The 11,829-nt window shown below is 71.4% G+C and carries 13 protein-coding genes and 1 riboswitch; of the genes, 5 read left to right on the top strand and 8 right to left on the bottom strand.

Annotated features, from left to right (window positions below):
* Positions 1–72: 72 nt before the first annotated feature.
* From ACGG9C_RS08050 to ACGG9C_RS08040, 3 genes are all read right to left on the bottom strand, one after another.
* Complete coding sequence (locus ACGG9C_RS08050) at positions 73–852, bottom strand: energy-coupling factor transporter transmembrane protein EcfT (RefSeq protein WP_194383916.1); 780 nt, start codon at positions 850–852, stop codon at positions 73–75.
* Complete coding sequence (locus ACGG9C_RS08045) at positions 849–2,534, bottom strand: ABC transporter ATP-binding protein (RefSeq protein ID WP_228480845.1); 1,686 nt, start codon at positions 2,532–2,534, stop codon at positions 849–851. The genes ACGG9C_RS08050 and ACGG9C_RS08045 overlap by 4 nt, the downstream gene beginning before the upstream one ends.
* The gene (locus ACGG9C_RS08040; RefSeq protein ID WP_071045484.1) at positions 2,534–3,160 is read right to left on the bottom strand and encodes an ECF transporter S component; all 627 of its coding nucleotides are present in this window, start codon (positions 3,158–3,160) and stop codon (positions 2,534–2,536) included. Before ACGG9C_RS08040 ends, ACGG9C_RS08045 begins: the two co-directional genes overlap by 1 nt.
* A riboswitch (TPP riboswitch) is annotated at positions 3,153–3,263 on the bottom strand. Its footprint overlaps the gene before it by 8 nt.
* 39 nt (positions 3,264–3,302) lie before the next feature.
* Between ACGG9C_RS08040 and ACGG9C_RS08035 the strand changes: the two genes are divergently transcribed.
* Positions 3,303–4,844: a D-alanyl-D-alanine carboxypeptidase family protein gene (locus ACGG9C_RS08035; protein WP_194383917.1), complete on the top strand. Its 1,542-nt coding sequence runs from the start codon at positions 3,303–3,305 to the stop codon at positions 4,842–4,844.
* Positions 4,845–4,856: 12 nt separating this feature from the next.
* Here ACGG9C_RS08035 and ACGG9C_RS08030 read toward each other — a convergent pair whose 3' ends face one another.
* From ACGG9C_RS08030 to ACGG9C_RS08010, 5 genes are read right to left on the bottom strand one after another with little or no spacing between them, the layout of a single operon-like run.
* Positions 4,857–5,807: a DnaJ domain-containing protein gene (locus ACGG9C_RS08030; RefSeq protein ID WP_194383918.1), complete on the bottom strand. Its 951-nt coding sequence runs from the start codon at positions 5,805–5,807 to the stop codon at positions 4,857–4,859.
* A gap of 48 nt (positions 5,808–5,855) precedes the next feature.
* Positions 5,856–6,455, bottom strand: coding sequence for a hypothetical protein (locus tag ACGG9C_RS08025; protein WP_071045481.1), 600 nt, complete (start codon positions 6,453–6,455; stop codon positions 5,856–5,858).
* On the bottom strand, positions 6,452–7,336 hold the full coding sequence (locus ACGG9C_RS08020; RefSeq protein WP_194383919.1) for an LssY C-terminal domain-containing protein: 885 nt from the start codon (positions 7,334–7,336) through the stop codon (positions 6,452–6,454). Before ACGG9C_RS08020 ends, ACGG9C_RS08025 begins: the two co-directional genes overlap by 4 nt.
* 4 nt (positions 7,337–7,340) lie before the next feature.
* A complete protein-coding gene (locus ACGG9C_RS08015) occupies positions 7,341–8,420 on the bottom strand; it encodes an enoyl-CoA hydratase/isomerase family protein (RefSeq protein ID WP_194383920.1) in 1,080 nt (359 codons plus the stop codon).
* Between the two features lie 32 nt (positions 8,421–8,452).
* Positions 8,453–8,890, bottom strand: a complete 438-nt coding sequence (locus tag ACGG9C_RS08010) for a hypothetical protein (protein WP_071045478.1) — start codon at positions 8,888–8,890, stop codon at positions 8,453–8,455.
* Between the two features lie 142 nt (positions 8,891–9,032).
* Between ACGG9C_RS08010 and ACGG9C_RS08005 the strand changes: the two genes are divergently transcribed.
* The 4 genes from ACGG9C_RS08005 to ACGG9C_RS07990 all read left to right on the top strand — a co-directional run bounded on the left by ACGG9C_RS08005 (position 9,033) and on the right by ACGG9C_RS07990 (position 11,798).
* Positions 9,033–9,899 (top strand): AraC family transcriptional regulator, encoded by an 867-nt coding sequence (locus ACGG9C_RS08005; protein WP_194383921.1) that lies wholly within the window; start codon positions 9,033–9,035, stop codon positions 9,897–9,899.
* 113 nt (positions 9,900–10,012) lie between these two features.
* Positions 10,013–10,585, top strand: a complete 573-nt coding sequence (locus ACGG9C_RS08000) for a dihydrofolate reductase family protein (protein WP_194383922.1) — start codon at positions 10,013–10,015, stop codon at positions 10,583–10,585.
* Between the two features lie 26 nt (positions 10,586–10,611).
* Entirely contained in the window at positions 10,612–11,127 is a 516-nt protein-coding gene (locus ACGG9C_RS07995; RefSeq protein WP_194383923.1) for a hypothetical protein, read from the top strand.
* A 335-nt stretch (positions 11,128–11,462) separates the two neighbouring features.
* Entirely contained in the window at positions 11,463–11,798 is a 336-nt protein-coding gene (locus tag ACGG9C_RS07990; protein WP_194383924.1) for a YciI family protein, read from the top strand.
* Positions 11,799–11,829 lie beyond the last annotated feature (31 nt).

The following is an 11,829-nucleotide window of genomic DNA, read 5'->3' as shown; positions in this document are numbered from 1 at the left end:
CGCGGGGCCGGGGGGATGCGCGCGGGGGCCGGGGGGGGATGCGCGCGACGGCGGGCGGCGGGCGTGGATGCGTCAGGAGGGGCCGAGGATGGGATTGAACGCGCCGACGGCGATCGAGACGGCGAGCGCCGTCGCACTGATGGCGAAGCCCGCGAGGAGCAGCAGGGTGTCGCCGCGGCCGAAGCGGGACTCGCGCGCCCACGTGCGCGGGCCGGGGGCTCCGAACGCCCGCGCCTCCATGGCGGTGGCGAGCGAGGAACCCCGCCGGATGGACAGGACGAACAGCGCGAACGCCATCCCGAACCCGCGCCGGAGGCGGCCGGTGTCGGCAACGCCGCGCGCACGCCGAGCCAGAGCGAGCGCGCGCCAGTCGTCGGTCAGGAGCCCGAGCATGCGCATGCCGGCGAGCGCTCCGAGCACGAACCGCGCCGGAAGGCGCACGATCTGCGCCAGCCCGTCGGCGAGGTCGGTGGGGTCGACGGTGACGAACAGCACCACGGCCGGGAGCCCGATCGCGAGCACCCGCAGGAAGGTCGCGAGCGCCAGCATCAGCGATCCCTCACTGATGCGCACGAACAGCCACTCGACGTAGACCTCCCCCGACGCGGCACCGTACAGCGCGATCGTCACCGCCGAGGCGGGTGCGGCGATCCACAGCGGCAGGGTGCGCAGCCAGAACTGGCGCGGCGGGAGTCCCGCGGCCAGAAGGAGGGGAAGCTCGAGCAGCAGGGCCACCAGCGCCGAGACGGGATCGATCGTCACCACGAGCGGCAGCGCGATCGCGAGGGCCGCACCGAGCTTGGCGACCGGGTTCAGGCGCGCGACGACGCCGCGCCCGGCATTCGGACTCATGCCCGCACCCCGCCCACGACGAACCGGCGGGCGTGGAGCGCCTCGAGCACCGCGGCGTCGTGCGTGACGGCGACGACCGCGAGGGGAGGATCGTCGCCGTCGCCGTCGCGGAGCCGCGCGATGATCGCGACGAGTTCCGCCCACGTGCGCGCATCCTGCCCGAACGTGGGTTCGTCGAGCACGAGCACACGCGGCCGGGTCGCGAGGGCCGCCGCGACGGTGAGGCGTCGCTTCTCACCTCCGGACAGCGTGTAGGGGTTCGCGGCGGCGAGCGGCGCGAGGCGAAGGCGCTCGAGCAGCTCATCCACGCGCTCGGCGATGCGATCGGCCGGCAGCCCGAGGGCGCGCGGGCCGACCTCGAGCTCCTCCCGCACCGTCCGCGCGAGGAGCTGGTGCTCCGGATCCTGCAGCACGGCGCCGATGCGGGTGAGCAGCGCGCGCGAGGACCACTGCACCGGATGCCGGCTCGCGCCGTCGCGCCGTCGTCGTGGCGTCGCGCCGGCGGCCAAATGCACCGCGGCCTCGACGACACCCGACTCGGGCGGGAGGAGCCCCGCCAGTGTGAGACCGAGCGTGGACTTTCCGGCACCGTTCGCCCCGACGACGCCGAGCACCTCGCCGGCGCGCACGTCGATATCGAACGGGCCGGCCACCGGCGTTCCCGGCACACGCGCGACGACGAGGTCGCGCGCCCTGAGCAGCACCTCGCCCGGGCGTGCCATCGGCTCCGGCGGGTAGGCCGGCGGCACGCCCGGAACCCACACCCCGTCTGCCGCGAGCTCTCGCGCGCGCCGCGGCACCGCATCCTCACCCCTCGCGGCGTTATCGCGCGCGGCTTCGCCCGCGGCGCCGCCAGCCTTCGCCGCATCGAGTGCACGACTTTCCACCGAGTGCACGGCCTCTCGCGGGCCAGAACCCGTGCGCTCGGCGAGTTCCCGTGTACTCGACAGCCGGGAAGGGCTCGGCGGGCGGGATGCGGCGGGGCCGAGCACGTCGTGCGGCGGACCGTCGGCGACCACGCCCTCACCGGGGGCGAGCACGATGATGCGGTCGACCAGCGGGAGCCACACGTCGGTGCGGTGCTCGATCACGACGAGGGTCGCCCCGGTGGCGTCGAGCGCGCGTGCGACGGCATCGCGCACCTCCACGACGCCCGCCGGGTCGAGATTCGCCGTCGGTTCGTCGAGCAGCAGCACCTCGGGTCGCATCGCCACGGCGCCGGCGAGCGCGAGACGCTGCTTCTGCCCGCCCGACAGCGCGGCCGCCGCGCGATCGAGGGGCACGTCGAGACCCACGGCGTCGAGGGCATGCCGCACCCGCGGCCAGATCTCCTCGCGCGGCACCCCGAGGTTCTCGCATCCGAAGGCGACGTCGTCACCGACGCGGGCGAGCACGGTCTGGCCGTCGGGGTCCTGCAGCACGAGTCCGGATGCGCCGCGCGCGGCGGGCGCAGCCCCCGCCACGCGCAGCCGACCCTCCTGCTCCCCCTCGTCCGCGCCGCCGAGCACGCCGGCGATGCCCTGCAGCAGCGTCGACTTGCCCGACCCCGATGCGCCGAGGAGCAGCACGCGCTCGCCCGGGTCGATCCGGAAGCTGGTCTGCCGCACCGCCCACGCGTGACGCGTGGCGTAGCGCCATCCCCACCCCTGCGCTTCGACGGCGGGTGTCGCGGATGCGGCCACTACACGCGCTGGGCGACGTCACGCCCGGCGGCGAAGCGGCTGAGCGCACCGGTGGCGGCGAGGCCGCGCATGATCAGCCAGCCGCCGAGGCCGGCGATGACGACGCCGGACACCGTGGTGGAAGCGATGTAGACGGTGGTGAACAGCACGTCGGCGCCGGGGTACCAGAGGATTCGATCGTTGATGCCGCACGCGAGACCGGCACCGGCCCCGGCGAGCAGGGCCACCGGCAGACGCCACACGGCGTAGGCGAAGACCAGGAAGATCAGCTCGGCGCCGAGACCCTGCACGAGGCCGGACACGATCGTCAGCGGCCCCCACGCGTTGCCGACGAGGGCCGAGATGACCGCGGCGACCGTCTCGGTGTAGAGCGCGGCGCCGGGCTTGCGCACGATGAGGCCGCCGAGCACACCGGCGATGAGCCACGGGCCCGCGAGCAGGCCCTGCACCCCCGGCAGCAGCGGGGTGAGGAGGGACGACGGCCCCTCGTAGGCGACGTTCCAGACCAGGAAGATCCCGGCGCAGGCGACGGCGATGACGCTGGCGACGACGATGTCGACGATGCGCCAGCGGAACCGGCCCGTCGTGACGGAATCGGATGTGGACGTGCGCGTGGACGCGTGCATGATTACTCCCTCCCTGCGCCGGCATGATCCGGATCAGGTTCGGCGGTCGAAGCGCGTTTCGCTCCCTCTCAGCCCGACTCGTCGGACTCCCGCGGTGTGTGCCGATGAGTATAACGCGGGAGCGACGCGATAGTTTGGCGGGGTGACTGTGGAGGACGCACCGCCGACGACGCGCCGGTCGCTGCGGCAGCGCGGGGGCTCGTCCGCGGCCGAGTCCGCCCGGCCCGCCGACGCCACAACGGAGCGCGAAGGCACCGTGGAGCCCGACGTCACCGTGGAGCCCGACGTCACGACGGAGCCCGAAGGCACCGCGGAGCCGACCGACGCCCCCACGACGGGACCGACCACGGCTGCGCTCGCCTGGGTCGACGCGGCCACGCTCGCCCGCACCGCGGCGCCGGTGGACCTGTCCTCCGCGACCACGTCGTACACCTCGGTCGGAGCCGACCTGCTCGCGAAGCGTCCGCGCCGGAGCCTCTGGCGCCCCGGCGTCGTGTGGCCGACCGCGGCAGCGGCGCTCGTCGTCGGCGCGTACGCCGCGACGACGCTCCTGTGGCCGCTCCACGCCGTCGCCCCGACGGTCACGCCGATCGAGGTCGCGCCGATCGCATCCGCACCGCTCGAGATGTCGTGGCCCGAGCCGGGGTCATCCGCGGTGTCCGTCGCGGGCATCTCGTCGACCCTCGCCTCCTCCGACGCGGTCGTGCCGATGGCGAGCATCACGAAGGTCGTGACCGCACTGCTCGTGCTCGACCGGATGCCGCTCGCGGTCGGCGAGTCGGGTCCGGACTACTCCTTCTCGGCCGCAGACAGCGCCGAGTACTGGGAGTACCGCTATCGCGACGAGTCGGCGCTGGATGTGCCGGTCGGCGGCACACTGACGGAATACCAGATGCTGCAGGGCATGCTCATCGGGTCGGCGAACAACTACGCCGACCGTCTCGCCAGCCGCATCTGGGCCTCGGACGCCCTGTTCGCCGACGCCGCGAACACCTGGCTCGCCCAGCACGGCCTCGACGGGGTCACCGTGGTCGAACCCACCGGCATCGATCCGGGCAACACCGCAGATCCGGCATCGCTGCTGGCGCTCGCCTCCCGGGCTCTCGCCGACCCGGTGATCGCCGAGATCGTGGCCACGCGCTCGGTCGAGCTGCCCGGAGCCGGCCTGGTCGAGAACACCAACAGTCTGCTGGCGGACGAGGGCGTCATCGGCGTGAAGACCGGCACGCTCGACGAGAGCTGGAACCTCCTGTCGGCCGAAGAGGTGGCGATCGGGGACACGACCGTGCGCCTCTACGCCTCGGTGCTCGGCGAGGTCGACGCCGAGGGACGCGACGACGCCTCGCGCTCACTGTACGAGCAGGCCGTCGCGAACCTTCAGCCGGAGCCGTCGGTGACCGCCGGCACGGTGGCCGGTGCCGTCACGACGCTGTGGGGGTCGGATGTCGACATCGTCGTGTCGGATGACGCGTCGGTGATCCTGTGGGACGGGGGCAGCGCGACCGTCGACGCGTCCTACGATCTCGACGATGCGCGCGGCGACGGCGAGGTGGTCGGGACCCTGTCGGTGGGCGGTCCCCTCGACGCCACCACCGTCACGCTCGAGCTCGCCGACGACATCGAGGACCCCGACCCGTGGTGGCGGCTGACGCATCCGCTCGACCTCTTCGGCCTGGCCGGCTGAGCCGGCTTCAGGTCAGGCGAAGCGCACCGCGGCCTGCAGGCGCGTGCGGATCTCGAAGACCTCGGTGCCGCCCAGCGGCCGGGTGCCGGTGATTCCCCGCCGCAGCACGGTCGACAGCGCGGACCGGCCCACGACGGCGGTCGGCACACCGCGCACCTTGCCGATCTCCTGCATGGCGTGCTCGACGTCGTCATCCGGAAGCACGACGATCGCCCCGCCGAACTTCACCCGCGCCGCGCGCCCGACTGTGCGCATCGCGGCGACGTGCGTCGAGATCGGACCGCCGTCGACGTCGGCGACCTCGCCGCGCTTGATGCGCACCGGGCGGCCGAAGTCCTCGGAGAGGATGCCGTAGAGGCCACTCGGCCCGAGCACGATGTGATCGAGCTTCGCCCGGCCCGCGTCGATGTCGTGCCACGCGGTGTAGCCCATGCCGAGCTCGGAGACGGTCACGGCGGTGGCCTCTTCGGCGAGCGCGTCGGCGAGCAGCCGGCGCACCTCGTGGGGGGCCGAGCGCACCAGGTGCGGGGCGTACGGATCGGGGATCTCGACGCCGCGGCCGACCCATTCGCGGATGAGCTCGAGGTACTTCTCGCGGCGCCATCCGCCGGGCTGCCCGTGGCTGCGGGCGCGGGGGCGCGTGTCGGGGCGCGCGTTCGCGCGAGGCGGCGCGGGACTGCTCCACGCCGGCTTCTCGGCGTCGGCAGCGGGTTCGGATGACGGCGCTCCCGGCTCGCCGGCGTCGGCGAACCCGTTGCGGCGGTCGTACGATGCGCGCGCGTCGGCGGTGCCGACCAGCTCCCACGCCCGCTGCACCTGCACGAACACGGCGGCATCCCCGCCGACATCCGGATGCGACTGCCGCAGCTTCAGGCGATAGGCCCGGCGGAGCGTCTCGGCGTCGGCGGCGGGGTCCACACCGAGCAGATCGTAGGCGGACGCGGACAGCGGACTGTCGAACACGGCGCCTCCCACTCCTCCCGTCGCGGGCGCGGCGGTGAGGAATCCAGGCTACTGAGATTCCCTTTGCCCGGCTCCCAGGTTCGCCGGAGGCTCATCAGGGGTATCGGCGACCACCTCGAAGCGGCGGGCATAGGCGGCGGCGTCCTGCGAGGACAGCGCGAGCAGGATGAGCACGTCCGTCGCGACCGAGATGAGGCTGGTCTCGAACGTGACGTCCTGTCCGCCGGCCCACCAGCCCGCGAACGAGGCGCAGATGGTGATCGTGGAGTAGGTCATGACGATCACGCGCGGGCCGTTGCGTCCCCGGAGCACGAAGACGGCGAGCACGAGCTCGGCGAGCACGAAGAATCCGCCGATGCCGAGGAAGGCATACAGCCCCGCGAGGCGAGCGTCCGGGGTCACGCTGTCTCCGAGCATCCACACGACCTCGTCGGCGGTGTCGGTGAACCATCGCAGGGCGACGTCGGCGATGAACAGCGCGGCGGCGAAGGCGCTGAGGATGACGAGGATGCCCCCGGCCAGCGTGCTGAGCGGGCGCTTCATGTGCGGATCGAAGCCCGGTCGGCGAAGGAGACTCGCGGGCGGTTCGTAGGCGTGACGCTTGGGCACGTCGCGCGGCGAGGGGCGCGGGGACTCCGGTGTGCTCATGCGGTCACCTCGCTTCCGGGCCCCGGCGCGGCGCCCGACGCAGGCGCAGCGTCTGGCGCGGCCGGCACGCCGCGCACGTCGACGATCGGCAGGTCTCCGTCGGTGCGGATGCTGTCGCCGCCGCCGTTTCGCGCGTGATAGCCCGTGGAGAAGTCCTCGATGACCTCCACCCGCACACGCGGGTCGGCGGAGACGGTGGCGACGATGTGGTCGCGCTCGATGTCGGTGTCGGCGTCGATCTTGTGGGTGACCTGGAGGGTGAACAGCGACAGGCCCACGGAGGTGTCGAAGGTGCCGGCGGCGAGCCAGTCGACGCGGCGGCCGCCGGGCAGCAGCCATCCGTCCGGACACCGCCAGAACCGCACGTGGTGCCGCTGGCCGGGGTTGCCGTCGACCTCCTGCTGGTAGGCGAAGTCCTGCTGGCGGCCGAAGAGGAAGAGCGGGCTGACCGGGGCGTGCTCGTAGCTGCGTCGGGTCATCGTCGAGCTGATGATGCGCCACGACGACGCGAGGGTGACGTCGTCGGCGCGCGTCCATCCGCCGGTTCGCAGCGCGGCCTCGATCTGGTCGCCCTCGCCCATGAAGGCGAGGTTGACGGGGTCGCCGAGCAGTCCGTCGCTGGTGCGGGCACGGCCGATGAAGTACTCCGGCACGTAGACCGTCGTGAGGATGCGATGCAGGCGCGGCAGGACGAGGTATGCCAGCAGCACCCAGAAAGCGAGCACGCCGAGGATGCCCCACCATCCGAGGCTGAACGATTCGGTGAAGCTCAGGTAGGCGAGCCAGATCGCAGCGAGTCCCGCGAACGTGAAGAAGAACCAGTCGACGGCGATCCCGATGGACCATCGGCGACGGTGCCGGGTGATGGGTCGGCGGACCATGGCGTCACCCCCAGAGCGGCGCGGACGGAACGAACGAGAACGCCTCGTCGACCAGGTCGGGGGCGAGGTCGTCGAGGGATGCCGGCTTCCAGCGCGGCGAGCGGTCCTTGTCGACCAGCTGCGCACGGATGCCCTCGGCGAGGTCGGGCTGTGTCACGGCGAACCACTGGGCCAGGCGGTACTCCTGGTCGAGCGCCTGCCGCAGGGTGAGCCCCCGCGCACGGCGCACCGCTTCGAGCGTGACGGTCAGCGAGGTCGGGGAGAGCTCGCCGAGGGTGGCGGCGGTCTCCCGCGCTTCCGGCACTTCGCTGGCGAGAAGCCGTTCGACGATCTCGGCGACGGTGGGGGCGGCGAAGGCGTCGTCGATCCATCCGCGTGCCTGCTCGAGCGCGGAGGTGTCGGGGGTGTCGTCGAACAGCAGCACGATCTCCGACGGCGACCCCGGGTCGGCGCGGGTCTCGAGCGCCTCGGAGAGCGGGCCGAGGTGCACCGAAGGCACGAGGTGATCGGCGAATCCGGCGTAGAGGGCGTCGGCGGCTGTCATCGTGGCGCCGGTGAGCGCCAGGTACTCGCCGAGGCGACCCGGCGCACGCGCCAGAAGCAGGCTGCCGCCGACGTCGGGGGTGAAGCCGATGCGGGTCTCGGGCATGGCGAGGCGCGAGCGTTCGGTGACGATCCGGATGTGGGCGTGGCCCGCGAGCCCGATGCCGCCGCCCATGGTGATGCCGTCGGCATACGCGACGATCGGCACCGGGTACTCCGCGATCGCCGCGTTGAGGGCGTACTCGGCCCGGAAGAACTCCCCGGTGGCCTCGGGGTTCCCGGCGATGATCTGTTCCCGGAGGCCCCGCACGTCGCCGCCCGCGCACAGTCCGCGATCACCGGCGCCGTCGAGGAGTACGAGGTCGATGTGGGGCGAGTGGCGCCAGGTGTCCAGCGCGTCGGTGAGGTGGCGCACCATCTCGAGGGTGAGCGCGTTGATCGCCCGCGGCCGGTTCAGCGTGAGATGACCGAGGGCAGCGTGCACCCGCACGAGCACGTCGGCATCGCCTGCAGCAGCGGCGGCGGGTGTGGTTTCACTCACCCCCTCACGCTATCGCGCGCATCCACCCCGGATCAGGTTGCGGAGTTCTGTTCCTCGGCCGAGGCGGTCGGGATCGCTCCGGTCGCGGCGAGGGTCACGACATCGGCGGGCTCGTCCTCGGCGTCGAGACGCAGAGCCTGCACGAGTTCGATGCCGTGACGGGTCGTGAGCACGAGACGCTGGAAGTCCGGGTGGCCGTCGAGGTCGATCACGACGCCGGCGCGGCGACGGCGCACGATCGCGAAGTCCTTCGCGCCGGTCGACTCCCACGTTCCCATCGCGATGACGCCGCGCACGTACGTTCCGGGGTGGGCGACGCCGCGCAGCCAGTGCCACGGGTCTTCCGTCAACTGCACCTTCGCGATCGCCGACCGGTCCACGCGGATGTTCTCCTTGCGGAATGCCAGAGCACGTTCGGCGCCCGACAGCGCGACCTCGAGGTGCGCCGAATCGAGCAGGAGCGTGACCATGCCCTCTAGTCTGCCAGCGGCATCCGACCCGTCAGAACCGTTTTGCTCACGGACAGGCAACAATCGAGACGACTCGATCGGGCCACGATTGTCGGGCGCGGTTCGTTCGGCCGCGGAAGGCTGTGGAGCGAAGGAGGAAGCCGTGATCGGATCACTGAACCGTCTGGTCGAGCACATCGAAGCGAACATCTCGGATGAGATCGACGTCGCCGGCCTCGCGCGCACGTGGGGAACGACGGAGTATCACCTGCGTCGCATGTTCTCGTCGTTGGCGGGCATGCCGCTGTCGGAGTACGTGCGACGCCGTCGCATGACGCTCGCGGCGGCCGACCTGCGCGGATCGGACGACCTGCTCGAGGTGGCAGTCCGTTGGGGCTACGGCTCGACGGAGGCGTTCAACCGGGCGTTCCGCTCGGTCCACCGTGTCTCACCGTCGGATGTGCGCCGGCACGCGGCTCCTCTTCGCACGCAACCGCAACTCAGGTTTCGCCTGACCGTCGAAGGGAACACCCCCATGGACACGCGTCTCATCGATCGCCCCGCTTTCCGGCTCGTCGGACACGCCGTGCGCGTGCCGCTCATTCACGAGGGCGTCAATCCGCACATCCAGGCCCATATCGCCGGGCTACCTGAGACCGCGCACGCGCGGCTGAAGGAGCTCGGCGACACGGAGCCGGCAGGCCTGCTGCAGGTGAGTGCCGACGTCGATGCGGACTACGCCGAGGGCAGCGAGCTGACGTATCTGCACGGCGTCGCGGTGAGCGACGACGTCGCCGTGCCCAGCGATCTCGACGTGATCGAGCTTGCCGCCGGCACGTGGGCGGCGTTCCGCTCCGAGGGCGCCTACCCGGCCGAGCTGCAGCGCACCTGGGCGGCGACGGCGACCGACTGGTTCCCGTCGAACCCGTGGCGACTGCGGCCGGGCCCCTCGATCGTTTCGGTGCTCGACAGGGCGCCCGACTTCAGCACGGCCACGTGCGAGCTCTGGCTCCCCGTCGAGCGCGGCTGATCCGGCGCGGGCGGTCGGCAGGAGTCCGCACGATGGGACGCCGCGCCGGGACCTCGGCTATCCCTGACGCGCCAGGGGTGGCGTACCAGGGATGGCGCGCCTAGCGTCGACGCATGGGTCGCATCATCGTGGAGCAGATCATCACCGCCGACGGTTTCGTGCAGGACTCCGACGGTGGGATGAGTTTCATGGACGCGGCGCCGATCGACAGCACCGACTCAGACCAGCTCGAGATGCTGGAGCACGTCGGTGCGATCGTGCTCGGACGGAAGACGTATGAGATGTTCGTCGAGTACTGGCCGAACGTCGATCCCCGCGACGAGCCCGTCGCGGGGCCGATCAACACTCTCCCCAAGCACATCGTCAGCAGTTCGATCGGAGCAGCGCCGTGGGGTGACCATGCGCCGGGAATCGTCGAACCCGGAGATCCGCTCGAGACGCACGTGCGACTCCGCAACGAGACCGATGGCGATCTGCTCGTGTGGGGAAGCCTGCAACTCACGGATGCGCTCTTCCGGGCCGATCTGGTCGACGTGCTGCGCCTTCGTCACATCCCCAGCCTGATCGGGAGCGGACGCGGGCCCACCCCATCCGATCTCGAACAGACCGTCATGACCCAGGTCGCCAGCCATGTCGGCTCCGGATGGGTGACCACCGAGTACGCGGTGCGGGGCGCGGAGGAGTGAGGTCCGCTGAGCGCTCGGTTCCGGCTGTGCGGGTTCTCCCGAAGCAGCCGGCGCCCGTGTGGGTGGTGGTGGTGATCGGATGTGGCACGGTCATCCTCTACGCCGTTCTCGCGGCGTTGCAGATCTTGGTAGTGAACCCGCTGGCGGCGGTTCCCGGAGCGGGCCTGTCCGAGATCTACGGCGGAATCTCGCAAGCGGGCGAATCTCCCGGCATCCCGCTGACCCTCACCGTGCTCGGCGGCGGAATCGTCCTGGCGCTCGCGCTCGCCGCCCTTCTGCTGCGGAACCGAGCGACGACGCCTGTGGCCGCAGCCCTGGGCTACCTCACCATGCTCGCCCTGGGCGCCCCTGCTCTGTTCATCGCCTCGTTTCCGGCCGGAATGGCCGTGGCGGACACATTCCTCGTCTCCGGCGGCGACCACTCGGGGTGGTCGACGGCTCTCTATCTCTTCAGCACGGTCGCGCTCATCGCGGCTGCAGCACTCCCCATCGCAGACGCCCTCCGGAGGCGATCTGACAGACAGGAGCTGCGCGGCGCCTAGCGGCAGAGACGTGGGCGAGACCTCGCCGGTGACCCCTGTGAGGCGGTCGAGATCAGGCGACGTCACGAAGCGTCGGCCAGTTCCGTGCTCTCCCAGTCCTCGGTCTCCCGTGCATGACGAGCAGCATCGTCCGGACTCGTCGCGCCGGTAGCGGACTTGAGCGCGGCCAGGCGCGCTCGCCGCGCTCCGCATCCGCGAGGCGCAGCCCCGATCCATTACCAATGCCACAGCGGGGGAAGTTGCGGCTGCCTCGGAGGTTCAGACGGATCCGGACGGCGTGGGCTAGTTTTTCTCGTCTGCCGATGAGACAGTGAGCGTGTCTGGAGGGAGACCCGATGAAAGCGATGCTCTTGATGCGGTCCGACGGCAGCTACACCGAGGGTGAGCAAGCCGCGGATTATGCTGCATGGGCTGAGTACGAGGAGTCCCTGAAGCGCGACGGCGTATTCCTCGCGTCGGGTCAGTTTGACTCCGAGGCGGCACGCGCGATCAGAACAGAGTTGTCATCCACGAGCCGCGACGACCGCACAGAGAATCCACCCATCGACGCGGCGGGAACTCTCGTCGGCTATTACATGGTGGAGTGCACCGACCGGGACGAGGCCGCGCGCTATGCGCGACGCGCGCCCCTGTACGGCTTCGTCGAGGTTCACCCCATTTCAGCGGAGTGAGCGCCGGCGGTCTGCGTCTTTGACGCGAGCA

Origin of the sequence: Microbacterium sp. MTN4-26, from assembly GCF_042846595.1 — a bacterium.
GTDB lineage: Bacteria > Actinomycetota > Actinomycetes > Actinomycetales > Microbacteriaceae > Microbacterium > Microbacterium luteum.
The sequence above is the reverse complement of the archived record's forward strand: the minus strand, read 5'-3'. Positions and strand labels throughout refer to the sequence as shown.